The following is a 24,562-nucleotide window of genomic DNA, read 5'->3' on the forward strand; positions in this document are numbered from 1 at the left end:
TTTACCTGCCTTCGATGCGTGGTGCGGGGCCGCCATCCGGCTTGCCGCCGGACAGGGCCTTCAGAACCTTTTCCCGTTCGCCGAACAGGGCGACCGTGCCTTCCTTCAGCACCATGATCTTGTCGACCGCCTGCAGAAGCGCCGGGCGCTGGGTGATCGTGACGGTGGTGATGCCCTGGCGCTTGGCATGAATGAGCGCGCGGGCAAGGGCTGCCTCGCCCTGCGTGTCGAGATTGGAGTTCGGCTCGTCCAGCACCACGAATTTCGGTTTGCCGAAAAAGGCGCGGGCAAGCGCAATGCGCTGCTTCTGACCACCCGAAAGCGGCGAGCCATCGGCTGAGACTACGGTTTCATAGCCCTGCGGAAAGCTCGCAATCAGCTCATGCACATCGGCGAGTGTCGCTGCCTCGAAGATTTCACGATCCTCCACGTCGTCACGCATGCGGCAGATGTTGGCCTTGATCGTGCCGGGGAAAAGCTGCACGTCCTGCGGCAGATAGCCGATGCACTCGCCGAACTGCCGCTGGTCCCAGTTGCGCAGGTCCATGAGGTCGAGGCGGACATTGCCGGAGGTTGGCAGGATGGAGCCGACGAGCATCTTGCCGAGTGTCGTCTTGCCCGAGCCGGAATTGCCAATGATGGCAAGCGACTCCCCCTTTTGCAGCGAGAACGAGATGCCGTTGAGGATCACCTTCTTCTGCGGCGGCGGCACGAAGAGAATGCGCTCCACATCGAGCCGTCCCTCGGGATGCGGCAAGCGCAGGCGCGGGAAATTAAGCGGCGAGTTGACGAGAAGCTGGCGGATGCGGCCATAGGCGGCGGCCGACTTGTTGAACTGGTTCCAGCCTTCGATGGCGCCTTCCACCGGTGCGAGTGCCCGGCCGGAAACGATGGAGGCGGCGATCACCATGCCGCCGGTGAGTTCACCCGATAGCGACAGATGCGCGCCCCAGCCAAGCAGGGTGATCTGGGTCAACATGCGCGCAGCCTTGGAAAGTCCGGCAAACATGATGTTGCGATCCTGCGCTTGCACATGGGCCTTCAGCGAGCCGGAGGTTTCCTGACCCCACATCTTAACAGCTTCCGGTATCATCGCGAGTGCATTGATGATTTGGGAGTTACGGGTCATGGAATCCAGATGAAAATTGGCGCGGGTGAGGTAGCCATTTGCTTCCGCGAAGGGGCGGGAGGTGAAGCGTTGGTTGAACCAGGCGATGATGAACAACGTCACGCAGCAGGACATGATGATAATGCCGAGATGCGGATGGACCAGATAAACGACCAGCACGAAAAGCGGCATCAGCGGCGCATCGAGGAAGGAGATCAGCGTTCCCGACGTTAGAAAAGAGCGTAGCTGCTGGAGATCCTGCAGGGTCTGGTAGTCCTTGCCACTGCCGTTCAGGGAGGCGCGTGCCGCAGCGCTCAGGATGGGTGCGCCCAGTTGAACTTCCAGTTCAACCGCCGTTCGCATGAGTATGAAACGGCGAATGGAATCGAGAAAGGCCTGAAGCAGGATCGCGCCCACCACGGCCACAGTCAGCATGATCAATGTATCGATGGAGCGGCTTGTCAGTACCCGGTCGGAAATCTGGAAGAGATAGAGCGGGATGGCCAGCACCAGCACGTTGATGGCGATCGTGAAGAGCATGACCACCGCCATGTTGCGGCGCATGGCGGCCAGCGCGCGGGAGAGACTGGCGGCAAAGTTGACCGGGCCACTGCGCTTGTGAAAGCCGCGGTTTTCGCCTCCGCCGCCCCCGCCGCCGCCTCGTCCACCATCCTCCGGCGCGTTACCGCCCCCGCCGCCGCCATTCTGGGGCCGGCGCTCATTCTCGCGGATAGGCCCGTTGTCGCTCTCGATCGTCCTGCCGAAGGGCACTGTCGGCGCGGGTTGGACCGGATCGCCCTCGCGGGAACGTGTCCGGCCCAGAGGTTCCGCGTCCGGCGTCTTCTTCACCTCGGCAGGCGGCGAGACGGCAACCGTCTGCTGCCCGGCCGCGGGAGATGGCACCTCCGGCAGAACGACCGTGAGGGGTATGGGGCCGGGCGAGGCGGTGGCGATGTCTACGTCCGGGCTTGCTCCCCTGGCGATCGGCGTCGGCTCCGGCGTGTCGACCTGACCGTCCGAGGACGGGGTATCGGCGAGCGTTTTCAGGCGCTCCACGGCGGCGTCGATCGCCGATATGCAGGCTTCCGTCAGTTGATCGTCGTCATCGGCGTCGGATGGACGTCCGCTGCCGGCGGGAATCGACGTAGTGCCGAGAAGCCCGTTTTTCGAATACTGATTCATGACGTTCCCCACCCATTCTCTCTCTCGTCTTTTCAGGCCAGAACGGTCTGCATGGCGTCCGCCGGGCTGGCGAGCGTCCACGAATAATCGTTGCCGCCGTTTATAACGGCGTCATCCGAGCCACCCGGATCGCTGTCATTGTCCAGAAATGCGATCACTTCATTGGCCAGTCGGCCGTTCATCGCCTGAGGCATGGTGTCGTCATGTTCGATCAGGCCGCCCTGGATCAGAACGGCGTCCGAATAGAGATTGCCGGCGAGATAGGTCGTCGCGCCGAACGTGTCGTAATCGACGATTTGGGCGATGTTGACGACAGCGTTGGCCCCGGTGGAAATCTCGACCGTGGCATTGGCGCCGACAGACGTCAGATAATCGGATGCCGCCTGTGTGACGTGATCGGCATCGCCGAGAATGTTGACCTGCTTGATAAAGGTGACATCGAACAGGTTGCCGGTGATGTAGAGGACATCCAGAACCTGCTGGCCTTCAAAGTTCGGATCCGTGCCGAGCCCTGCCGGCATGGCCGCGTCCCGCGCCTCGATGGCGTTCTGTGCTGCGGTCATGTAACCTGGCATATCCTCAAACCGATCGTTGAGCCCAACATTGGTGATCGAGGCCTGGTTCCAGAGCAGGTTACCGGAGGTCGAGGCGGTCGCCGCGCCAGCGGTGCCCGCACCCAGCACCCAGTCATTGTCGTAGAGCACGGCAAGCTGGCTGATGATGTTCATGTCGAGCACATTGCCGCCGACAATCACGAGGTCATAGGCCTTGGCAATACCAAGGAAGGACGCGAAATCGATTGCGGTGTTGCCGCCGGTCAGAACGCTCGTTTCCGTACCCGTAGTGGTCACGACCAACCGGTCATTATCGGTGACGAAGCTGTACTGCTCGATCCATTTCACGAAACAGACGTCGCCCTGGATTTCGCTTACGCGCCAATATTGCGGGAAGACCGGAGGCGAGCCGCTGACGTTCTCGCCCCCATCCTGATCCGGGGTAACGAAGCTGTCGCGATTGAAACTCGCAATGTTCATCGCCACCGTTCCGGCTTCCTTTTCCGTCGATGTGGCAAAGGCGGGATCGACCGTATCATCGTCGCTATAGACCCAGGCCTGTGTGATGACATCGATCTGGTGATAGTCACCCATCACGCTCATGACCGGTGAGATGATGCCGGTATCCGTGAAAGCCGCGATATTGGCGACGAGATTGGCCCCGGCTTCGACGGTCAACACATCCTTTGCGTCGTCGACCTCGGAAAGCGGGCCATCCGTAGGTGCGGGATCCTTCGGCGAGGCGGCCAAGCCCCGGTCGGGCAGAAAATCGTCGAGCTTCGGCGCGGTATCGACCAGTTCGCCATTGATATAGACCCCTTCAATTTCCTCACCCGCCATTACGAAATCAACCGCCGCATCATCATCAAAGCCCGTGGTTTCGTTTTCGGTCAGCGTATGGGCGTAGTCGCGCACATCATCGGCGATCGCGGTCAAGCCCTCGTAGCTGTCGGTGCGATGGAAGTCTGAAAACGGAGTGTAGATGGAGGCACTATCGGCATACTCCGCAACGCGTTCGACCGTAAAGCCGAAGTCGAGACGCGCATAATGGTCACCGGTCATGTCGAGGTGGTCGTCGTCCTGAAGCAGATTGACCTGGGCCATGTGCGAAATGGTCGAGCCGGGGCCGACATAAACGACCAGTTTTTCGTCGGTATCCGGTGTGCCGGGCGCACTATCACGGCGTGGGCGGGGAGAGCCGGAAAAGTCGTCGTCTGCTTCATTATGATGCCGCGACAGGTGAGGTCCCGCCACGTTGCGTAACGGGGGCGAGGTCAAATCCTCTGGCAGGGCGCGATATTTCACATCTGGTTCGTAATCCTCAAGGGTGAGGTTCGAAGCGAAGTTGGGCGCTCTCAGTTCATGAAAATCGTCGGGAAGGGCAGGCGCATCGTGAACCCGCCCGTCATTATGGTGGATGCGCAGGCGCGCCTCGTCCGTCAAGGCGTCGAAATAGCCCATGAAATGCGCAATAATCGCGGACGTTCTCTCAACTTGCATCCTCTCCTCCTCTGCCGGGCTGCCATTGGAGACAATGGCGGTGTCCTGGCTTCATGCCGTCAGGCTGCACCGGACGCGGCCGGTGCAGCCCTTCTGCTTTCGGGATGGATGTCAGGCGTCGGTGTCTTCGCCGACGTTGCTGTAGCTGGAATCGTTGCCGACGACGCTGCTGTCGATCGAGTTCGTCAGCAGGTTTGCACCCTGGACGAATTCGAAATGGAAGCCCGAGTTGGCAAGGATCGCCGAAGCATCCGCCGTGCTTGCACCAGAGACATCATCGCCCGACTTGAGATCCCAGGTCTTTCCGTCGAGTTCCATGCCTTCGGCACTGTCCGCACCGCCGCCATTGGCCGACAGATGGTTCTGGGCGCCGCCATTTTCCATCCGGAGATCATAGGCGATGTCCTGATCGGCCAGGTGATTGGCCTGAACCGCGCTGAAACCGGCATCATTGCCTGCGCCGTTCAGCGAGTCGTTCAGAATGTTGTCAACGTCGAGCGAGAAGGAGAAGTCGTCGCCGAGGTTGAACGCAAGATCGCCACCGGCGATGCCCAGATTACCGAAGTCCTTCAGGTCATCGAGCGTTGCGAAGTCATTGTCCGCATCGGCCGAGTTGAAGCTGCCGGTCGTCGTGGTGGTGGCGTTCGAGGTTTCCGTCACCGTCTTGATGTCGGTGTCGATATCCGTGTCCGTCTCGGTCACCGTCTTGATGTCGGTTTCCGTGTTGGAATAGGACTTGCTGTCATAGCTCCAGTCGTAATCCGTTTCCGAATTCGAGTAGTTGAAGCTGTCGGACACAGTCTTGGTGTCCGTGTCTGTCACCGTCTTGATGTCGGTGTCGGTTTCCGTGTTGGAGTAGGACTTGGCGTCGTAGCTCCAGTCATAGGAGTTGTCACGGTTGTCACCGTTGCCGACTGCGACATCAAGCTTGGCGTCCACATCGACATCCACGCTGCTGTCGGTGTTGTTGCGATTGTCGCCGTTGGCGACGCCGCCAACATAGCCGGTCGAACCGTCATCGACCTCGGTCGAGTTGATCGCGCTGTTAGCGAAGCCATCGGCCAAAGCGCCGACATTCGTGGTGTTGGTGGTCTCGTCAGAGCCCTTGGGATCGTAGTCGTGAGCCATTGTCGTTCCTCCGGAAAAAAGCCGGAGCAGCTTTTCGGGATCCCTCACATTTCGAATGGGATCTTTCCGCGCTCGCTCCGTAATCGTTGATGTAAACGGACGTCCGCAAGTACAAATCGTCCGCGCTCGAGTTTTTTGGGCATTTATTGAACGTGATGTCCCGACCCGGAACATTGCTGTTTCGGGGGCTTTCCTGCTTTTTCATTTCGTCATGAGACCGGGCGCAAACGACTGATTTTCCGGTTCCCGTTGAACTCAAAACACTTCAAAAACGGGCCGTTGCGACCGATGGAGCAACTGAATACCAAAACAGTCCGGCTTCATAGCCACGAAAAGAGGTTACTCACCCAAGGCAGAACGACGAATGTTGACGGGTCATGCTCACCCGGTCGGAACGGCCCGGGCGCGTTCACTGCCAAAGTTATTTTCGACGCAAGACTCGTTCCGGAATGGATATTTTAGGGAAATATTCAGGTTTGCGTCAGGTTCAACTGATCAGCCAAGAAAGCCTAGCCCGAAAAGGTCATTTCCAACCTGAAGTTTTAGAAGTACAGTAACTATTAATTAAGCAATAAATAGGGAGGAGGGGGGCTTGGGGCCCGTCGACATTCAGGTGTTTCAAGCACGGTGCACCGCGAAAAAAGCACTCGCGTTACCGGGGGAGTGGCATGTTGTGGAGGTCTGTTTTTACAGCCGACATCCTAGCATGAAGACTTAATCCTGGGGGCAGGATGTTATTCCTGAATGTCTATCGGTCCGTCATGGCTTTCCCGTTGTGCAGCCAGTCAAGCGTCTACAACAGCCAAGGGAGGCATAGATGTATATGTCGGAATCTCTATTCAATGATGCCGCACGTTCGCTCAGCGGCGGGCTCGGCAGCAACACGATCCTGATGATCGCAGAATGCGACCTGTTTTCGGAATGTCTGGCAGAGGTACTTTCGCGAAAATTCCCCGAATGGGACGTCTTGCTGCATGGCGGCGATACTTCCGGTGAGGACGAGGGGAATGCAAGGCTCATCATTCTCTATCGTATCGCGCCGGGCGCCTTGCCAGGAATCGTCGAGCGCATCCGCAAGACCAACCACACCGCATCCGTTGCCATCGTGGCCGACGGTTCCCAGATCCTCGATGATCGCTATGTCCGGGAGCTGGTCGAGGCGCGCGAAATCGAAGGTATCCTGCCTGTCAATCTCAGGCTCGACGTCTTTCTTGCTGCGGTCGATTTGTTGGCAAAGGGGGGAGAGCATTTCCCTTCCGCTCTTTTGCAACGGCTTCGGCATAGCGAAACCTCTCGGCAGGCGAATCGATACGATCCCTCGTTCAATCAGGCCGCGCGCTTCGATGGTGCTATGTCGCGGCCCGGCAGTGACGGCATGGGTTTGACAACCCGCGAGGTGCAAATCCTCAACATGCTGTGCGAGGGAACGCAGAACAAGAATATCGCCGACCGGCTGAACCTGTCGGAAAATACCGTCAAGGTCCACATCCGCAACATCTACAAGAAGATGCACGTTCGGAACCGGACGGAGGCCGCATCCCGCTTCTTCAATGCAGATCGAATGGCGCCCCAACCCAACCGGGGGCATTGATCCGCTTCAACGCAGGAAACAGGTTGATTTTCGACCGAAACCGCTCGGAGAGCAGATATAGGGCGAGCTTCCCAGTGACGCTGTCCTGCGCGGCTTGACGATCGGATCGCTTGCACGATCGGGAGCGGGCTGCGACAGCTTGACTGGTGTGCTGTAGCCAAACACACGCGGTGTTGTTTCGTTCCGCGCAACCGTGACACGAGGTTGATGCGGTTCGCCGGTCAGCGCCGTCATATTTGCCGTGCTGACGGAAGAGCAGGAGGAGAGAGTTGCTGCGCCCAAAAGGGCCGCAACCCCGAGAATGCGCCCAGGGCCATGGCCCGTTGAAGAAAAAGTCTGCTGTCTGGTCGTGATCGTCAATGCTGAACTCCTTCCGGCACTCATTTCGTATGATTGAAGCGCACCATGCCGCATAGCCGAATTGGAATACGATTCGAGAAAAAGCTACCATCAACAAATTACCGACCCTTTAATTTCCAAATATATGTTACCGATATACCATAATCACAATGGGTTATATTATGTAATTCGAACGTATTATTTGTAGTAATATCGTGCGTATTTCAAATAAATACATTGAATTTACGGTTGTTGAGGCGTTTAATTTTCCAGTAATGAAGCGAATAGAACCACATAAGGCGCAATACAAACCGGGGAGGACGGTTCCGCTCTAGCTGACGGGAACGCCGTGATGTTGCGCAGGAGGGGCATCTGTCATGCGTAGGCTCTCGGATAATATGCCTGGTTCCCACGAGGGGGACCAACTCACGCAAGGTGATACACCGAATCCGGGCGCATCTTTTCTCGAGCCCGTTTTTACCGGACGTCAGCGGATTGTCTATTGTCTCGGCCTGTCCTTGTGGCTGGCGACTCTTCTTCAGTTCTGGATCTGGTGGCTGGACCACTCCCACATCGTGGGAATGATGGGGTATTCGGTCGTCACGCTCGCCATTGCCTGGGTCAGCCTCGTCCCCCTCTATTTCATTCTCATCTTTCTTGGCGCCCGCCGGGTTCGACCCGACGCTCCCTTGCCTGCGGGACGGGTGGCGATGGTCGTTACCAAGGCGCCCTCCGAGCCTTTTGCCGTTGTACGGAAAACGCTGACGGCAATGCTTGTCCAGCGCGGGGTGACCCACGATGTTTGGCTGGCCGATGAAGATCCGGACGACGAGACCAAGGCCTGGTGTGCGAACCATGGGGTGCGGATTTCGACGCGCAAGGGTGTTGCGGACTATCATCGTTCACAATGGCCCCGGCGCACCCGCTGCAAGGAAGGCAATCTCGCCTATTTCTACGATCGGTACGGCTATGAGAACTATGATTTCGTGGCGCAGTTCGACGCCGATCATGTTCCCGAGCCGGATTATCTGCGCGAGGCGTTGAAGCCCTTTTGCGATCCGGGCGTGGGCTATGTCTCGGCCCCCAGCATCTGCGACGCGAATGCAGCATCAAGCTGGTCGGCGCGCGGGCGGCTTTATGCCGAAGCGCCGATGCATGGTGCCCTCCAGCTTGGCTACAATAATGGCTGGGCACCCCTTTGCATCGGCTCGCATTACACGGTTCGCACCAAAGCGCTGAAGGAAATCGGGGGGCTTGGGCCCGAACTTGCCGAGGACCATTCGACGACACTGATGATGAATGCGGGCGGTTGGCGCGGCGTGCATGCTGTTGATGCCATCGCCCATGGCGACGGGCCGGAGACTTTCGCCGATCTGGCCATTCAGGAATTCCAGTGGTCGCGCAGCCTCGTGACGATCCTGCTGCAGTATTCGCGCCCGCTCGTCGCTTGCCTGCCTGGAAGACTGAAGTTCCAGTTCCTGTTCTCGCAACTCTGGTACCCCCTGTTTTCCCTGTTCATGCTGCTATCCTTCGTCCTGCCGCTCGTGCCGCTGATCGGCGGCAAGCCGCTCGTTGCCGTGACGTATCCGGAATTCCTGCTTCACTTTCTGCCGGTTTCGCTGGTGCTGATCGTGCTAGCCATGTTCTGGCGGGCGACCGGCACCTACCGGCCCCACGATGCGAAGATTTTCGGCTGGGAAGGCATTGTTTTCGTGCTGCTGCGGTGGCCCTGGTCACTGGCTGGAAGTCTGGCCGCCGTGCGCGACGTCGCCACCCGCAGCTTTGTCGATTTCCGCATTACGCCGAAGGGCGGTCAGCAGGCCCGGCTGCTCCCGGTGCGCCTGATCGCACCTTACGTCGTGCTGGCTGGGCTGACCGCGGGCGCGATGGTTCTCGCCCCCGCCGAAAGTCAGGCACGCGGCTTCTATGTCTTCGCATGGCTGAATGTTATCCTCTATACTCTCGGTGCCGCACTTATTGTCATCCACCACGCCCGTGAAAACGGCTGGATCGCCCTGCCGCGCAATGCCGGCTTTGGCGCCGCCGTGACAGCGTCGGTTCTCGCGCTCGGCATCGGCAACATCGAACTCGGACGAAACGGCGTTGGCGCGCTGGAGGCGCTGGGCAACGGACAGAACCTTGTCAGCTTCACGTATAGCGAATTCACCGTCGCCGGGGCCGGCTTCGGTGGCCAGAACCGAATTACCAAACTGCGGATCCGTCTGAACGGTTTCGCACCGCGTGCCTGAGAGAAGAGAAAGGAGAGGGCAATGATAACGAAAACGAAAGTGTCGGGTGGCGTAACCTCCCTACTCGCCCTCCTGCTGCTGTCGCCGGTCTGGGCGATGGCTGCCGGACCTGCCGGGAAAAACACTGACCCACTGACTGCCAAGGAATTGAAGTCGCTCTATGCCGACCGGACCTGGGTCTGGAAGACCGGTGGTGGACGGTTCAACGCCGAAAACTCCCGTTTCCTCGCCTATGTGAAGGAAAAGAGTGGCGAGTCCTACGGAAAGGGGCGCTGGGATGTTGATGACAACGGCAAACTTTGCATTCGTGCCTGGTGGCACGCGGCAGATGGCGTGGGCGGCGGGGCAACCTGCTTCGGCCACGTCCGGATCGGCAACACGATCTACCAGCGCCGCTACCCGAACGGGCATTGGTATGTTTTCCGCCACGCGAAGGAACGGGCTGGTGATGAAGCGCTCAAGCTGATCGCTGCCGACCCGGTGAGCGACAAGGCCATGAACCTCAAGCAACGCATGATGAAAAAGTGACCGGAAGGAGAAAGACCATGATCAGGGTCAAGAGAAGAGCCTTCGCGGCGGGAGCAGTGGCTTCGCTCGTCGTCGGCGGCTCATACATAGCCTCGCGCGCCCAGAACAGCGGAAGCGCACCAGCCGATCCATCGCAACCCATCCGCGACAAGCGGCCCATCGTTCATGCGAATGCCGTGAAATTCGGCGCTTACGACCCGCACGGCGATTTCGGCGCGCAGGCAAGCGTTTCAACCGAAGGCCTGTTCCTGCCATGGGAGGATGTCGATCTTGAATCGCTCAAGGCGGCAGATACCTATGCGCTGCAAAGAAACCGCGACCTGCTGATCACTGTCGAGCCGTGGTCGTGGGACGTGGGCTGGCGGTTGACCTCCGGGCAATTGCGCGAAAGGGTTCTGGCTGGCGCGTATGACGCCAATATGCGGGCCATCGCCCGGTTGATCGGCGGCATGCAAAGCAAGGCCATCCTGCGCTGGGGTCAGGAAATGGAAGACACGTCCGGCCGGTTTTCCTGGGCGGGCTGGGCTCCGCGCGACTACATCACCGCCTATCGCCGCATGATGGACATTTCGCGGGCTGAAGCACCGGGCGTCGGGCGCATGTGGTCACCGAAAGGTCTCGCCAATCTCGGCGAATACTATCCCGGTGACGAATATGTCGATCAGGTCGGCCTCTCCGTTTTCGGGCTTGAAGGCTATGACCGGATTGCTCATGGCGGGCCGCAGGATTTCGTCGAGAAGCTGAAGCCAGGTTATGATCGGGTGCAAGATTACGGGAAGCCGGTCTGGGTGGCCGAACTCGGCTATGAGGGCGGTAACGCCTATATCCAGCCATGGATTGACACCGTGACAGCGCGCCACGACGAATTTCCCCGGCTGGTCGAGGTCGTCTATTTCAACGACCGCGAGGTTCACCCGTGGCCTTACAATCTTGGCCGACCAGACTGGCGCGTGGTGCGGGGCGAGGCAGTCTGAAACTGCCTCAGGTCGCCGTCAGGACCGCGAGGCCTCCGAAGAGGGCGATCAGCAACCAGCTTGCAAGCCGGGTGAGCCGAACGGCACGGCGAATGTCGGCGGGGCAAAGGTCCCGCCGTCCGCCTTCGCCCATATAGGTCGCCTCGATCATCTGGCCACCGTAGGAACGCGGACCCGCCAGCGCGAAGCCGAGCGCACCTGCCAACGCGGCTTCCGGCCAGCCAGCATTCGGCGAACGATGGTGGTGAGCATCCCGGCGAATGGCCTGCCAGCCCCGGGCGGGCGAGGCGCCCGGCACAAGGCTGGCGGCGACCAGAAACAGGACACCTGACAGGCGTGAAGCCGGCAGGTTGATGAGATCGTCGAAACGCGCGGCGGCCCAGCCAAAGGCTTCGAACCGCGCGCTTCTATGGCCGATCATACTATCTGCGGTATTGGCGGCCTTATAGATCGCGCCGCAGGTGAGGCCGCCAATGGCGGTCCAGAAGGCGGGCGCGGCTATGCCGTCGGAAAAACTCTCGGCAAGGCTTTCGATCGCGGCCCGACAGACGGCGGCTTCATCCAGTTGATCGGGATCGCGCCCTACGATCATGGATACGGCGCGGCGACCGCCTTCGATCCCCTCTCTCTCAAGCGCAACGGCCACGGCAATGACGTGCGTTTCCAGACTTTTTTGCGCCGGCAGGCTTGCGGCGGCAAAGCCCGCAAAGACGAGGCCAAAGGGAAGCGCCAGCAACGCCGTTTCCAGAAACCAGGCCGCAATACCCGTCACCGTGAGCAGGACAACTAATGCCGCCGCGCCCCAGCGGCGACGGGTCTCGAAGCCATCGGCATCCTTGTTCCAGCTTCGGTCAAGCCGGGCAATCAGCGACCCCATCCAGGTCACGGGATGGCCGATACCGTCGAAAAGCCAGCCGGGATAGCCGGCGACGCGTTCGATGAGAAGGGCGATGAAAGCGAGCGAAAAGGCCATGGCACCCGGCAGGAAAGGAAATCTGCGCCTTCCTAGCGCTGTTCGTCGCCTTGCGCCAGCAGCCAACGGGCTGCATCCGCATCTGTCACCAGCGCAGTTGCAAGCTTTGCCTTGAGCGCCGCGTGCAGGGTGTTGTGCTTGTGGGCACCGCCTGAAGCGATGATCCGGCATGGAATACGGCGGTAGTCCTCTAATTCCAGCGAGATCACCCGATGGTTCATCGGGTGATCGACCAGCCCACCCTCGCGGTCGAGATAGCGACCGAGAATGTCGCCCACCGCGCCGGCCTCCTTTAACTCGTCAATGACCTGTGTCGAGGGTAGGCCATAGCGGACCTGCAGCGATTCATGACTGAGGTCGCCGACACTGAGACAGGATACATCGACAGCCGCAGCCTCTTCCAGAAGCGTCCGGAACACCGGTTGAGCGACGATTACATCCCGAGAGGCGGCGCTGTCGGCATAGATCGGTGCGGCGAGGTAATGGCATTCACCGCCCAGCACCTTGGCGAAACGGCGCACGATCTCGAATGTGTTGATTTCGGAACCGCGCGTAAGCGCCCCCATCATCGAACGAACCTTGACCTCCGGCGCATTCGCCGGCGTCATCTGTTCCACCGTTTCCCTCAGCGTTGTTCCCCAGCCGACACCAAGGGAAGCGGGCTTGCGGACCTGGATCAACCGATCGAGAAACCCGGCTGTCGCGCGGCCGATCACCGCCTGCATCTGCTTCGGATCAACCGGCGTGGAGGTCACAATGGCCTCCTCCAATCCGAAACGCGCGCAAAGCCGGGTTTCCAGCGCGATATTTTCGGCAAGCGGAGTGGAGAAATTGACCCGGACGACCCCCTGATCGAGGGCTGCGGCCAAAAGCTCGTTCACCCGGCGGCGTGTCAGGTCCATCCGTTCGGCGATCTGAGCCTGGGTCAAGCCCTCGACGTGATAAAGCCACGCCGCCCTCACCATGAGCTGGTCGAAATCCAAATTTCACCCTCCCGATCAAATGTCACACGGGCGTAACACTTGTAACTTACCTCTTCGCATCAACAGGGAAACAGTCAAGCCGTGACCCGGCTGTTTCCGAAACAACCCTCTGATTCTTACGAACACAGTTCTTCGGTGCAATGACGATTGACCTTGTAATATTCGATTGTGACGGTGTGCTGATCGACAGTGAACCTGTCGCCAGCCGCATCCTCAGCGAGACCCTCACCGCAGCAGGCATTGGACTATCGGAGGGTGAAGTACGCCGCCGCTTCACCGGTTACTCCGACAGCGATGCGCGTATCATCTGCCGCGACGAGCTTGGCATTGCCGATCCCGAGCCGCTCTTTTCGGCAATGAGCACCCGGCTTTACGGAGAGTTTGCCCGTTCGCTGCAACCCATGCCGGGCATTGCCGAAGTCGTATCATCGGTTCGCCAGATGAAATGCGTCGCCTCCAATTCGACGATGGAGAGGTTGCGTAACAGCCTCGGCCTGTTCGGTCTCTGGAAGGACTTCGCCCCGCACATCTACAGCGCCGAGATGGTGGCGCGTCCGAAACCTGCACCGGACCTCTTCTTCCTGTGCGCAGAAACGCTCGGCGTCGATCCGGCCCGTTGTCTGGTCATCGATGACAGCCCGCACGGCATTGCCGGCGGCGTTGCCGCGGGCATGAAGGCCATCGGTTTTGTCGACCCCGCCGATCCTCGCGCAGGCCGTCATGAGGTTTTGCGTGACGCGGGCGCGGTGATGACCGTAACCGCAGCATCCGGCCTTGCTCGTGCGTTCGAAACGGTTCTCGGCGCTGGGCGGGTCCGCACACATCATCAGGCCGCGCCCGCGGCTGTCTGAGCGCTATCCCCGCGATCTTCGCGGAGGTGAATGTCACCGAATATTCATACAGCCATCAACTGACCGACACCTGAAGCACAGAAAATCGGTCAGCCCGTTTTCCATTGTCTCTCTTGAAGAAGGAGCATCTCCAATGCTTTCCATCAATCGTCGCCACGCTCTCGGCCTGATGGGCGCTGCCGCCGGCACGTTTGTCCTGCCCCGCATGTCGTTCAGCCAGACCAAGCGTCCGTCGATCACCATCGCGGTGCAGAAGATCACCAACAACAATACGCTGGACATCTGGTACGAACAGTCCAACGTCGGCGAGCGCGTGTTCTTCCCGAACCTGTGGGAAGGCCTCATCCTGCGTGACTGGATGGGCAACCAGGGTCCGGTCGCCGGCCTCGCCACCGAATGGAAGCGTATCGACGACAAAACGCTGGAGCTGAAGCTGCGCCGTGGCGTCAAGTTCCACAACGGCGATGAATTGACCGCTGAAGATGTTGTCTTCTCCTTCTCGAAGGAACGCGTCTTCGGTAACACCGAGCCGAAGAACGGCAAGACGATCTTTGAAACCGACAACAAGCCGGCCACCGTCAAGGAACTGCCGCCGTCGGTTCCCGGCAACGGTCGTCGTTTGTGGCCGGCCCTTGCCGGCGTCGAGGCTGTCGACAAGTATACGGTCCGCTTCCACAACACGACGCCGGATGTCACGCTGGAAGGTCGCCTTTATTCCGGCGGCAGCCAGATTGCCAACCGCCGCGCCTGGGATGAAGCTGCAACCTATGCCGACTGGGCTCGCAAGCCGGTCACGACCGGCCCCTACATGGTTGCCGAATACAAGCCGGACGTTTCGCTGACGCTGGTTGCCTTCGATGAATACTGGGGCGGTCGCCCGCCGCTGGAACAGATCCGTTTCGTGGAAGTTCCGGAAGTCGCCTCGCGCGTCAATGGCCTGCTGTCCGGCGAGTACGACTTTGCCTGCGACCTGCCGCCGGACCAGATCGCCACGATTGCCGCTGCGCCGGGCCTCGAAGTGCAGAACTCCACCATCTGGAACCATCGTATCTCGGTGTTCAACACCCAGAACGAAATTCTGGCCAATCCGCTCGTTCGCCGCGCCTTCACCCATGCGGTCGATCGTCAGGCCATCGTCGAAGCGCTCTGGGGCGGCAAGACGGTTGTTCCTGCGGGCCTGCAGTTCGACAGTTTCAAGACCACGGATATGTTCATCGATGGCTGGACCGTTCCGGAATACAATCCGGACCTCGCCAGGAAGCTTCTGAAAGAAGCTGGCTACAAGGGCGATGCCATCCCCTATCGCCTGCTTAACAACTACTACACCAACCAGACTCCCACGGCGCAGATTCTGGTCGAGATGTGGAAGCAGGTTGGCCTGAATGTCGAAATCCAGATGAAGGAAAACTGGGCGCAGATCCACGATCCGCAGGGTGTCAAGGGCGTGCGTGACTGGTCGGCTTCGAACACGATCAACGATCCGATCACGCCGATGGTCGTGCAGTTCGGCCCGAACGGCGAAATGCAGCAGAAGAAGGACTGGTCGAACGAAGAGCTGAACAAGCTCTCCGTCGTCATGGAAACCTCGACGGACCGTGCGCTGCGCAAGAAGGCGATTGCCCGCATGCTGGAGATCGCCGAGCGCGAGGATCCCGCCTATCAGGTTCTCCACCAGAATGCCGTGTTCACCGGCATGAAGAAGTCGCTGAAGTGGAAGGCCGCACCCGCCTTCGCCATGGATTTCCGCTCCAACAACTGGTTCATCTGAACCGTCGAATAAAGCGCCAGCCGTCTGAACAAGGCGGCTGGCGCAGCTGTTTCCGCCGCAGGAGCGGCGATGTAATCCATCAACGATGAAAAGGTGAGCGCGATGACGTCCAATCTCGTGGAGTTGCGTGACCTCAAGGTTTCCTTCGATGGCGTTCAGGTTCTCCATGGCATCGATCTCGATGTGAAGCGCGGCGAAGCCATCGGTCTCGTCGGCGAATCCGGTTGCGGAAAGTCGGTCACCTGGCTGGCAGCGCTTGGTCTTTTGCCCGGCAAGGCGCGCATTTCGGGTTCAGTCCAGATCGACGGTCGCGAACTGGTGGGCCAGCCCCGCTCAGCCTTTGAAGCCGTGCGCGGCGGGCGGATCGCAATGATCTTTCAGGACCCGTCATCCTCCCTCAATCCGGTGCTGCGGATCGGTCGCCAGATTACCGAGGCGCTGGCGCTCCATCGCAATCTCAAGGGCGAAGCGGCAAGGACGGAAGCCTTGCGCCTGATGGATATGGTCGGCATTCCCGATGCGCGTCGCCGCTTCGATCTCTTCCCCCACGAATTTTCCGGCGGCCAGTGCCAGCGCCTGATGATCGCCATGGCGCTTGCCGGCGATCCCGATCTTCTGGTGGCAGACGAGCCGACCACCGCGCTCGATGCCACCATTCAGGCGCAGATCCTCGATCTGCTGATCGCCCTTCGCCGCGAAACCGGCATGGCGACGGTCTTCATCAGCCACGATCTAGGTGCGGTTTCGCAGGTCTGCGAACGAGTCCTCGTCATGTATGCCGGGCGAGTGGTGGAGCAGGGCGAAATCGGTGCGCTGTTCGATGCGCCGCGCCATCCCTACACGCGCGGTCTTTTCGACGCCATTCCCCGGCTTGATGGCGAACGCCGTCGCCTCATTCCCATTCACGGCACCGTGCCCGATCCGCGCCGCCTGCCGGAAGGATGCGCCTTTGCGCCCCGCTGTTCCAGCGCGATCGACGCCTGTCGTCACCTCAGGCCGGACCTGACCGACATGGCTGATGGCCGGCGTCTGGCCTGTCTGCGTCCGGTGGGCGAGGCGCGGCCTGCCGCAGCACCCGCCGTTCTCGAAGGAGCGCTGTGACATGGCTCATCTGCTTGAAGCACGCGATCTCGTCAGAACCTATCAGGTCCGCCGCGGCCTGCTCGGCAAGCCGACGCCAGTCCGCGCCGTCGATGGGGTATCCCTGACCGTCAGACCGGGCGAAACGCTTGGTATCGTCGGCGAAAGCGGGTCTGGAAAGTCGACCCTTGGTCGAATGCTGCTTGGCATTGACGCTCCCCAGGGCGGTGACGTGGTCTTCGAGGGGCAAGCCATGCCCGAATTCGGCACACCGCAATGGCGCGCACTTCGGGCGAGGATGCAGCTTGTCTATCAGGACCCGCTTGCAGCGCTTGATCGTCGTCTGACGATCGCACAGCAGATCGGCGAGCCGCTCGACATTCACAAGGTCATCCCGAAGGAGCATCGTGCCGCACGGGTTGCCGAACTGATGGCCGCCGTGGGGCTGCGCCCGGATCAGGGCGGGCGCTATCCGCACGAGCTTTCCGGCGGGCAGCGCCAGCGCGCCGTGATCGCCCGCGCACTCGCCTCCCGGCCGAAACTTCTCGTCTGTGACGAACCCGTCTCCGCGCTCGACGTTTCCATTCAGGCGCAGGTCGTCAACATGCTGCGTGATCTGCAGGATATGAACAACATCGCCATGGTCTTCATCAGCCATGACCTCAAGGTGGTGCGCAACATCGCCGACCGCGTGGCGGTGATGTATCTCGGCCGGATCGTGGAGGAAGCTTCCTCCGACGTGATCTTCAAGACCCCGCTGCATCCCTACACCAAGGCGCTGGTTTCCAGCGTACCCGTACCGGGCAAGATGCTCGAGGGGCGCGTCATTCTGCAGGGCGAACCGCCGAACCCGGCCAACCGGCCATCGGGCTGCGCCTTTCATCCACGCTGTTCATTGGCAAACGACCTGTGCCGCAGCCGCGTGCCGGCGCTGCTTGTCGCGGGCGAGGGGCGAACGGCGGCCTGTCACATGGTTGAGGCACCGGCCGATGCCGTGGCCGCCTGAGGAATCCGATAATGATCCGTTTCATTCTCACCCGTCTCCTCCGCGCATTCATCACCATTCTCGCGGTTATTACCTTTGCCTTTGTCGTGCTGCGGATGTCGGGTGACCCGGCGCAGGTGATGCTCGGTCCCGATGCACCCAACGATACCGTGCTGGCCTTCCGGGCAGCCTGGGGGCTCGATCAGCCGCTCTGGGTGCAGTATGTCGCCTATATCAAATCGATCTTCAGCGGTGATTTCGGCGTATCGATGCGGGATAAGGCCTCGGCCATCCAACTTGTCATCGAGCGTATCCCCGCCACGCTGCAACTTACCATTCCCGCGCTGCTGCTGAAGCTTGCCATCGGCATTCCCGCCGGCATCTATGCGGCGCTTCATCGCCAGAGCATCATCGACCGGGGCGTCATCTTCGGCGCTGTACTTGGCTTCACCATTCCTTCCTTCGTCATGGGCCTGCTGCTCGTTCTGCTGTTCTCGGTCATTCTGGGCGTATTGCCCTCGGGTGGGCAGGACACCTGGCAGCACGGCATCCTGCCGACGCTGACCATGAGCATCGGCGGGATCGGCATTCTCGCGCGCTTCTCCCGCTCGGCGATGATCGAGGTGATGGGGCAACCCTTCATTCGCACCGCCTCCGCCAAGGGGTTGAGATGGAAAGACGTCGTGTGGAGCCACGCGCTGCCCAACGCGGCCGTGCCCATTGTCACCATCGTCGGCTTCATGGTCGGTTCGCTGATCGCGGGCGCGGTGGTGGTGGAATCGATCTTCTCCTGGCCAGGCATAGGTCGCCTGCTCGTGGTTTCCGTGACCAACCGCGACCTCGCCGTCGTCCAGTGCATTCTGCTGATGGTCGCCGCCACGATGGTTGTGTCCAATCTCGTCGTCGACCTGCTTTACGGCTGGCTCGATCCGCGCCTGCGCAGCCAATCGGCCCATTGAGGAAAACGATCATGACGATTGCAGACACATCTGCACCCGTAACGCCGGACCACAACACGGTTCTCTCGCGCATGCGCAGGGCGCTTCGGCAGGTGCCGTTCTCCGTCGGCTTCGGCATTGCCTGGCTTGCCGGCATGGTGCTGATCGCGATCTTCGCCGACCAGATCCGGCCCTATGGCATCACCGCCATGGACCTGCGGAGTCGCCTTGCCTTGCCGGGCACTTTTCCGCACCTGCTGGGAACCGACGAACTTGGCCGCGATGTGCTGTCCCGGCTTATCCAGTCGATCCGCATGTCCCTGGTGATTGCCTTCGGTGCCACGATCATCTCCGCCATATTCGGCACGACGCTTGGCTTTCTTGCCGCGAAGTTCCGGGGCGTCGTGGAGCATCTCGTGCTGGTACTGGCCGACTTTCAGGCTGCACTCCCGTTCCTCATCATGTCGATTGCGATCCTGGCGTTCTTCGGGTCGTCCATGTCGCTCCTCATCGTGCTCATGGGCTTTTACGGTTGGGAGCGCTACGCCCGCATTGCGCGCGGCCTTGCGATCTCGGCCAGTGCACAGGGCTATGCCGCCGCCGTCGTGCAACTCGGCGCAACGCCAATGCGCGTCTATCTCAAGCATATTCTGCCGAATGTCGCTTCGACACTGATCGTGTCGATGACGCTGACCTTCCCGGAAATCATCCTGATGGAAAGCGGCCTGTCGTTTCTCGGTCTCGGCGTGCAGCCCCCGGAAACCAGCCTCGGCAACATGGTCGGTTTCGGTCGGGAATATCTGACCCGTGCGCCCTGGATCATGCTGGCACCCTCGCTCGTCATCATGCTGACGACGCTATCCATCTCGCTTGTCGGTGACTGGCTGCGCGACAAGCTCGACCCCACGCTTCGCTGATTTTGACCGTATTCGTAGGAGACACCCATGACCAGAATCACCGGCCACCGTGGCGCCCGCAACCTTTGGCCCGAAAATGGCCTTACCGGGTTTCGCAACGTATTGGCGCTCGATGTGGATGCCGTCGAATTCGACGTTCATCTCACCGATGCCGGGGAGTTGATCGTTATCCACGACGCGACGCTTGACCGCACGACCGAAGGGAGCGGACCCGTCCGCTTCCTTACACCGGAGGCCCGCACACGAACGAATCTGACGGGATCAGGCGACGTCGTACCGTCCCTTGCCGAGGTCCTGGAGGTACTGGCCCCTTCCGGCAAGGACCTCCATGTCGAAATCAAGATCGACGAAAGCGGCAGGCCCTATCCGCACATTGCTGCGAAAGTGGCAGCGGAGGTGGCCCGCTTCGGCGCGGCGGCGCGCAGTCATCTGACCTCTTTCGACACCGGCGTCCTCGAAGATTGCCGCCGTGAAGCCCCCGAAATCGCCCGCCTCGTTTCCGTAAACCGTGACTGGGCCGAGCGGCAGGGTGGGCTTTCCGCCTTCATCGACCGGGTCGATAATCTCGTCGATATCGTCGCGATCCAGCACGAGTTGCTGGGTGCCGAGTGGGATCTCGTCACATCGAAATTGTCGCTGTCGAGGCTTTGCGTATGGACGCTGAACGAGGAGGAACTGATCCGCTCCTGGCTCGAACGCGGCATCGGTCACCTGACTTCGGATCGTCCCGACCTTGCACTTCGGCTGAGGTCGGAAATTAGCGAAATAGCATAAAATATTGCAAAATTTGGAGAACATTATGAGCAATCTTATCGGAACGGGGTTTAACGTTGGTTCGGACGACGGTGAACTTCATTCGCTGGAAAGCGATCTGCGTGCGCTGGCAGACATCGGCTGCGATACGGTCGAACTGGGCGTAACCAGCCTCGATCTCGTTGCCGGTGGCCGTATCATTCAGGACCGCGCCGATCGCCTCGTCGCGCTCACGAAGCAGTTCGATTTCCGTTACACTGTGCACGGCCTCGTTTCTTCCAACTTCATGGACCCGGCCACCTGCGGTTTCCAGCTTCAGGCGGCCAAGGCGCTGGTTGAAGTCTGTAACCGGCTGGGTGCCGGCATTCTTGTCCAACATGGCGGCGAACTTCGCCCAAGCCAGATTTTCGACCGGGCCGAGGCGGACAAGCGCGAGCGCGAGGCACTGTTTGAACTCGCCGAATTCGCCAGACCGCATGGCGTGCGCATCGCGCTTGAAAACATCTTCTCCACCGAACCCGGCCAGTATCGCCAGACCCCGGCCGAAATTGCCGCAACCGTGAAGGCGGTCGGCCATGAACATCTGGTGGCGCTGATCGATTTCAGCCATGCCTATATCGAATCCACTTATCGCGGTCTCGATTTCCGCGACCAGCTTCGCGCCATGGCACCGGTTGCCGGCCACCTGCATGTGCATGACTCGTTCGGTCGGCCGGAGGGCTTCTACGTTCCCTACCATCCGCAGGAATCGACGGCGCTCGGCATCGGCGATCTGCACATGCCGCTCGGCTGGGGTGATATTGACTGGGAAAGCATCTTTTCCGAACTCACTTTCCTACCGGGGACGGTGCTGATGATGGAGATTGGCCGCCGCTACCGGGCCGAACAGCCGGAAAGCCTGGAACGTGCCCGCAAGCTGATGGCCTTGAATGCCGCCATCGGTATGCAAGCCGCTGCCGAATAAGCAGAATAGCGCCCGCCGCCCATAGCGGCGGGCGTCTATCAATAATAATTTGTTATCGCTGGAAATAGAAAATGCAATTATAAATTATGGATCGTTTCTGTTACTCATTGCTGTGAAGAGGACAAAAGACCGGCCGGGCCTCTTTTGCAAACCCCGGTCAGCCATGCGGAACGCGGAGAGAAAAAATGGGTGGAAACGACATGAAATCAACCGGTAAATGTCCAGTGATGCACGGCGCCGTCACCGAGACCGGCAAGTCGAATACCGACTGGTGGCCGAACGCACTCAATCTCGACATCTTGCACCAGCACGATACCAAGACCAACCCGATGGGCAAGGACTTCGACTATCGCGAGGCCGTGAAGACGCTCGATTTCGACGCGGTGAAGCGCGATCTGCACGCATTGATGACCGACAGCCAGGAATGGTGGCCGGCCGACTGGGGTCACTACGGTGGTCTGATGATCCGCATGGCATGGCATGCCGCAGGTTCCTACCGTCTGTCCGATGGTCGCGGCGGCGGCGGCACCGGCAGCCAGCGTTTCGCACCGCTCAATTCCTGGCCGGACAATGTCAGCCTTGACAAGGCCCGCCGTCTGCTCTGGCCTGTCAAGAAGAAGTACGGCAACAAGCTGTCCTGGGCCGATCTCATCATCCTTGCCGGCACCATTGCCTATGACTCCATGGGTCTCAAGACCTTCGGCTTCGGCTTTGGCCGTGAAGACATCTGGCACCCGGAAAAAGACATTTATTGGGGCGCCGAGAAGGAATGGCTGGCCCCGAGCGATGCGCGCTATGGCGACGTGAACGTGCCCTCGACCATGGAAAACCCGCTGGCTGCCGTGCAGATGGGTCTCATCTACGTGAACCCGGAAGGCGTGAACGGTAAGCCTGACCCGTTGAAAACAGCGCAGCAGGTGCGCGAAACCTTCGCCCGCATGGCCATGAACGACGAGGAAACCGTGGCACTGACCGCTGGCGGCCATACCGTGGGCAAAACCCATGGTAACGGCAATGCTGCTGTGCTTGGCCCGGAACCGGAAGCCGCCGGCGTTGAGGCGCAGGGGCTTGGCTGGGCAAACCCCAACCAGAATGGCCTTGCCAGCCGTGCCGTCACGTCGGGCCTTGAAGGGGCATGGACGACGCATCCGACGAAATTCGACATGGGCTTCTTCGATATGCTCTTCGGGCATGAATGGGAGCTTCGCCGCAGCCCGGCGGGTGCGCAGCAATGGGAGCCGGTCACGATCCGCGAAGAGGACAAGCCGGTCGACGCCAGCGATTCTTCCATTCGCCACAACCCGATGATGACCGACGCCGATATGGCGATGAAGGTTGATCCGATCTACAACGCGATCTGCCAGAAGTTCATGTCCGACCCCGAATACTTCGCGGATACCTTCGCCCGCGCCTGGTTCAAGCTGACCCACCGCGACATGGGGCCGAAGGTCCGATACATCGGCCCGGATGTACCGGCGGAAGACTTGATCTGGCAGGACCCGGTTCCGGCCGGCAGCACCGGTTATGATATCGATGCCGTCAAGGCGAGGATCGCGAATGCAGGCCTTTCGGTTCCCGATCTCGTTTCCACCGCCTGGGACAGTGCCCGTACCTTCCGTGGTTCGGACATGCGTGGCGGCGCCAACGGCGCGCGCATCCGTCTGGCGCCGCAAAAGGATTGGGAAGGCAATGAGCCGGCCCGCCTCGCACGGGTTCTCGCCGTTCTCGAGGGCATTGCCGCCGAGACAGGCGCGAGCGTGGCCGATGTGATCGTTCTGGCCGGCAATGTCGGTCTGGAGCAGGCCATCAAGGCTGCCGGCTTCGATGCGAAAGTTCCCTTTGCGCCGGGCCGCGGCGACGCCACGGACGCCCAGACCGATGCTGCCTCCTTCGACGTTCTGGAACCCATTCATGACGGTTTCCGCAACTGGCTGAAGAAGGATTATGTCGTAAGCCCGGAAGAGCTTCTGCTCGACCGTGCCCAGCTCATGAGGCTGACCGCGAACGAAATGACCGTACTCCTCGGTGGCCTGCGCGTCATCGGCGCCAACTATGGCGGCACGAGGCACGGTGTCTTCACCAGCCGTCCCGGTGCGCTGACGACGGACTTTTTCGTCAACCTCACCGACATGGGCAACACCTGGAATTCGGTTGGCAACGGTCTCTACGAAATCCGCGGCCGCAAGACCGGGGAGGTGAAGTGGACCGCCACGCGCGTCGATCTGGTGTTCGGTTCAAACTCTATCCTGCGTGCCTATGCGGAAGTTTATGCCCAGGATGATAACGGCGAGAAGTTCGTGAACGACTTCGTCGCCGCCTGGGTGAAGGTCATGAACGCCGACCGCTTCGACATCGCCTGATGAGATGCTCCCGGCGCCGTAGTGTCTGCGGCGCCGGCTTTCCGTTACGGGTTCGAATGTGGACGACCACCCGTCCCCGCCGTTCCTCGCGAAGGGTTAGCAGCGTTGCGTCACATCTGTAACACTTCGGCTCCCGAGAACCCAAAGTGTAGTCACCGCCATCCCATTGACGAAGAAATCCCGCTGCAGGAGGCTGCAGCGGGTTTTCGCTTTTGGATCGGCGCTTCGTTGAGGGAGAAGGGCCGATCCTGCTGGCGTCGCGTCAGGCTTAGCCGGCGGCGAACTGGTTCATGGTGTTGTGGACGCCGCCGGCCTTCAGCGCGGCTTCACCGGCGAAGTACTCCTTGTGGTCGTCGCCCATGTCGGAGCCGGCCATGTTCTGGTGCTTGACGCAGGCGATGCCCTGGCGGATTTCCTTGCGCTGGACGCCGGCGACATAGCCGAGCATGCCCTGATCGCCGAAGTATTCCTTGGCGAGGTTGTCCGTCGAGAGCGCGGCCGTGTGGTAGGTCGGCAGCGTGATGAGGTGATGGAAGATACCGGCCCGCTGCGCGGCATCGTACTGGAAGGTGCGGATGCGCTCGTCGGCTTCCTTGGCCAGATCCGTTTCGTCGTAATCGACGCTCATCAGGCGGGCGCGGTCATAGGCCGAGACATCCTTGCCGGCTTCCTGCCAGGCATCGAACACCTGCTGGCGGAAGTTCAGCGTCCAGTTGAACGACGGCGAGTTGTTGTAGACCAGCTTGGCGTTCGGGATGACTTCGCGAACGCGGTCGACCATGCCGGCGATCTGTTCGATATGCGGCTTCTCGGTTTCGATCCACAGCAGGTCGGCGC

20 protein-coding genes are annotated in these 24,562 nt (G+C 60.4%); 13 read left to right on the forward strand and 7 right to left on the reverse strand.

Annotated elements, in window-relative coordinates; all coding sequences use genetic code 11:
* Window position 1: 1 nt before the first annotated feature.
* The 3 genes from GGQ66_RS19820 to GGQ66_RS19830 all read right to left on the reverse strand — a co-directional run bounded on the left by GGQ66_RS19820 (window position 2) and on the right by GGQ66_RS19830 (window position 5,472).
* Window positions 2-2,290 carry a type I secretion system permease/ATPase gene (locus GGQ66_RS19820; RefSeq protein ID WP_183794895.1) on the reverse strand — a complete coding sequence of 763 codons (2,289 nt, stop codon included), beginning with the start codon at window positions 2,288-2,290 and terminating at the stop codon, window positions 2-4.
* Between the two features lie 32 nt (window positions 2,291-2,322).
* On the reverse strand, window positions 2,323-4,344 hold the full coding sequence (locus GGQ66_RS19825) for a hypothetical protein (protein WP_183794897.1): 2,022 nt from the start codon (window positions 4,342-4,344) through the stop codon (window positions 2,323-2,325).
* Window positions 4,345-4,455: 111 nt separating this feature from the next.
* The gene (locus tag GGQ66_RS19830; protein ID WP_183794899.1) at window positions 4,456-5,472 is read right to left on the reverse strand and encodes a fibrinogen-binding protein; all 1,017 of its coding nucleotides are present in this window, start codon (window positions 5,470-5,472) and stop codon (window positions 4,456-4,458) included.
* A gap of 817 nt (window positions 5,473-6,289) precedes the next feature.
* Here GGQ66_RS19830 and GGQ66_RS19835 point away from each other — a divergent pair.
* Window positions 6,290-7,063, forward strand: coding sequence for a helix-turn-helix transcriptional regulator (locus tag GGQ66_RS19835; RefSeq protein WP_183794901.1), 774 nt, complete (start codon window positions 6,290-6,292; stop codon window positions 7,061-7,063).
* A 6-nt stretch (window positions 7,064-7,069) separates the two neighbouring features.
* On the opposite strand, the gene GGQ66_RS19840 is transcribed toward GGQ66_RS19835, so the two are convergent.
* The gene (locus tag GGQ66_RS19840) at window positions 7,070-7,423 is read right to left on the reverse strand and encodes a hypothetical protein (protein ID WP_210287343.1); all 354 of its coding nucleotides are present in this window, start codon (window positions 7,421-7,423) and stop codon (window positions 7,070-7,072) included.
* A 377-nt stretch (window positions 7,424-7,800) separates the two neighbouring features.
* On the opposite strand from GGQ66_RS19840, the gene GGQ66_RS19845 reads away from it, so the two are divergent.
* From GGQ66_RS19845 to GGQ66_RS19855, 3 genes are read left to right on the forward strand one after another with little or no spacing between them, the layout of a single operon-like run.
* The gene (locus GGQ66_RS19845; protein WP_183794937.1) at window positions 7,801-9,651 is read left to right on the forward strand and encodes a glycosyltransferase family 2 protein; all 1,851 of its coding nucleotides are present in this window, start codon (window positions 7,801-7,803) and stop codon (window positions 9,649-9,651) included.
* Between the two features lie 21 nt (window positions 9,652-9,672).
* Window positions 9,673-10,179 (forward strand): DUF995 domain-containing protein, encoded by a 507-nt coding sequence (locus tag GGQ66_RS19850; RefSeq protein WP_183794903.1) that lies wholly within the window; start codon window positions 9,673-9,675, stop codon window positions 10,177-10,179.
* Between the two features lie 17 nt (window positions 10,180-10,196).
* Window positions 10,197-11,153: a glycoside hydrolase family 26 protein gene (locus GGQ66_RS19855; protein ID WP_183794905.1), complete on the forward strand. Its 957-nt coding sequence runs from the start codon at window positions 10,197-10,199 to the stop codon at window positions 11,151-11,153.
* Between the two features lie 7 nt (window positions 11,154-11,160).
* On the opposite strand, the gene cbiB is transcribed toward GGQ66_RS19855, so the two are convergent.
* Both cbiB and GGQ66_RS19865 read right to left on the reverse strand, forming a co-directional pair.
* A complete protein-coding gene (cbiB, locus tag GGQ66_RS19860) occupies window positions 11,161-12,126 on the reverse strand; it encodes an adenosylcobinamide-phosphate synthase CbiB (protein WP_183794908.1) in 966 nt (321 codons plus the stop codon).
* Window positions 12,127-12,158: 32 nt separating this feature from the next.
* Window positions 12,159-13,109, reverse strand: coding sequence for a sugar-binding transcriptional regulator (locus GGQ66_RS19865; protein ID WP_183794910.1), 951 nt, complete (start codon window positions 13,107-13,109; stop codon window positions 12,159-12,161).
* Window positions 13,110-13,249: 140 nt separating this feature from the next.
* Between GGQ66_RS19865 and GGQ66_RS19870 the strand changes: the two genes are divergently transcribed.
* The 9 genes from GGQ66_RS19870 to katG all read left to right on the forward strand — a co-directional run bounded on the left by GGQ66_RS19870 (window position 13,250) and on the right by katG (window position 23,725).
* A complete protein-coding gene (locus GGQ66_RS19870; RefSeq protein WP_183794912.1) occupies window positions 13,250-13,960 on the forward strand; it encodes an HAD family hydrolase in 711 nt (236 codons plus the stop codon).
* Between the two features lie 133 nt (window positions 13,961-14,093).
* Window positions 14,094-15,728, forward strand: a complete 1,635-nt coding sequence (locus GGQ66_RS19875; protein ID WP_183794914.1) for an ABC transporter substrate-binding protein — start codon at window positions 14,094-14,096, stop codon at window positions 15,726-15,728.
* Between the two features lie 102 nt (window positions 15,729-15,830).
* Window positions 15,831-16,829 carry an ABC transporter ATP-binding protein gene (locus GGQ66_RS19880; protein WP_183794916.1) on the forward strand — a complete coding sequence of 333 codons (999 nt, stop codon included), beginning with the start codon at window positions 15,831-15,833 and terminating at the stop codon, window positions 16,827-16,829.
* Between the two features lies 1 nt (window position 16,830).
* Window positions 16,831-17,814, forward strand: a complete 984-nt coding sequence (locus tag GGQ66_RS19885; protein ID WP_183794918.1) for an ABC transporter ATP-binding protein — start codon at window positions 16,831-16,833, stop codon at window positions 17,812-17,814.
* 11 nt (window positions 17,815-17,825) lie between these two features.
* A complete protein-coding gene (locus GGQ66_RS19890; protein ID WP_183794920.1) occupies window positions 17,826-18,752 on the forward strand; it encodes an ABC transporter permease in 927 nt (308 codons plus the stop codon).
* A gap of 71 nt (window positions 18,753-18,823) precedes the next feature.
* Entirely contained in the window at window positions 18,824-19,648 is an 825-nt protein-coding gene (locus GGQ66_RS19895) for an ABC transporter permease (protein WP_370686394.1), read from the forward strand.
* Between the two features lie 27 nt (window positions 19,649-19,675).
* Window positions 19,676-20,422, forward strand: a complete 747-nt coding sequence (locus tag GGQ66_RS19900; protein ID WP_183794925.1) for a glycerophosphodiester phosphodiesterase family protein — start codon at window positions 19,676-19,678, stop codon at window positions 20,420-20,422.
* A 25-nt stretch (window positions 20,423-20,447) separates the two neighbouring features.
* On the forward strand, window positions 20,448-21,365 hold the full coding sequence (locus GGQ66_RS19905; protein ID WP_183794927.1) for a TIM barrel protein: 918 nt from the start codon (window positions 20,448-20,450) through the stop codon (window positions 21,363-21,365).
* A 200-nt stretch (window positions 21,366-21,565) separates the two neighbouring features.
* On the forward strand, window positions 21,566-23,725 hold the full coding sequence (gene katG, locus GGQ66_RS19910; protein ID WP_210287344.1) for a catalase/peroxidase HPI: 2,160 nt from the start codon (window positions 21,566-21,568) through the stop codon (window positions 23,723-23,725).
* A 268-nt stretch (window positions 23,726-23,993) separates the two neighbouring features.
* On the opposite strand, the gene GGQ66_RS19915 is transcribed toward katG, so the two are convergent.
* Window positions 23,994-24,562, reverse strand: a 569-nt coding sequence (locus GGQ66_RS19915) for a beta/alpha barrel domain-containing protein (RefSeq protein ID WP_502708728.1), incomplete at its 5' end; no start/stop codon positions are given.

This window comes from Allorhizobium borbori (assembly GCF_014196535.1).
Lineage (GTDB): Bacteria > Pseudomonadota > Alphaproteobacteria > Rhizobiales > Rhizobiaceae > Ectorhizobium > Ectorhizobium borbori.

Excerpts from the sequence above, each read along its gene's own strand:
- GGQ66_RS19820 (WP_183794895.1), bottom strand. The coding sequence starts at position 2,290 with ATGAATCAGTATTCGAAAAACGGGCTTCTCGGCACTACGTCGATTCCC.
- GGQ66_RS19825 (WP_183794897.1), bottom strand. The coding sequence starts at position 4,344 with ATGCAAGTTGAGAGAACGTCCGCGATTATTGCGCATTTCATGGGCTAT.
- GGQ66_RS19830 (WP_183794899.1), bottom strand. The coding sequence starts at position 5,472 with ATGGCTCACGACTACGATCCCAAGGGCTCTGACGAGACCACCAACACC.
- GGQ66_RS19835 (WP_183794901.1), top strand. The coding sequence starts at position 6,290 with ATGTATATGTCGGAATCTCTATTCAATGATGCCGCACGTTCGCTCAGC.
- GGQ66_RS19845 (WP_183794937.1), top strand. The coding sequence starts at position 7,801 with ATGCCTGGTTCCCACGAGGGGGACCAACTCACGCAAGGTGATACACCG.
- GGQ66_RS19850 (WP_183794903.1), top strand. The coding sequence starts at position 9,673 with ATGATAACGAAAACGAAAGTGTCGGGTGGCGTAACCTCCCTACTCGCC.
- GGQ66_RS19855 (WP_183794905.1), top strand. The coding sequence starts at position 10,197 with ATGATCAGGGTCAAGAGAAGAGCCTTCGCGGCGGGAGCAGTGGCTTCG.
- cbiB (WP_183794908.1), bottom strand. The coding sequence starts at position 12,126 with ATGGCCTTTTCGCTCGCTTTCATCGCCCTTCTCATCGAACGCGTCGCC.
- GGQ66_RS19870 (WP_183794912.1), top strand. The coding sequence starts at position 13,250 with ATGACGATTGACCTTGTAATATTCGATTGTGACGGTGTGCTGATCGAC.
- GGQ66_RS19875 (WP_183794914.1), top strand. The coding sequence starts at position 14,094 with ATGCTTTCCATCAATCGTCGCCACGCTCTCGGCCTGATGGGCGCTGCC.
- GGQ66_RS19880 (WP_183794916.1), top strand. The coding sequence starts at position 15,831 with ATGACGTCCAATCTCGTGGAGTTGCGTGACCTCAAGGTTTCCTTCGAT.
- GGQ66_RS19885 (WP_183794918.1), top strand. The coding sequence starts at position 16,831 with ATGGCTCATCTGCTTGAAGCACGCGATCTCGTCAGAACCTATCAGGTC.
- GGQ66_RS19890 (WP_183794920.1), top strand. The coding sequence starts at position 17,826 with ATGATCCGTTTCATTCTCACCCGTCTCCTCCGCGCATTCATCACCATT.
- GGQ66_RS19895 (WP_370686394.1), top strand. The coding sequence starts at position 18,824 with ATGCGCAGGGCGCTTCGGCAGGTGCCGTTCTCCGTCGGCTTCGGCATT.
- GGQ66_RS19900 (WP_183794925.1), top strand. The coding sequence starts at position 19,676 with ATGACCAGAATCACCGGCCACCGTGGCGCCCGCAACCTTTGGCCCGAA.
- GGQ66_RS19905 (WP_183794927.1), top strand. The coding sequence starts at position 20,448 with ATGAGCAATCTTATCGGAACGGGGTTTAACGTTGGTTCGGACGACGGT.
- katG (WP_210287344.1), top strand. The coding sequence starts at position 21,566 with ATGAAATCAACCGGTAAATGTCCAGTGATGCACGGCGCCGTCACCGAG.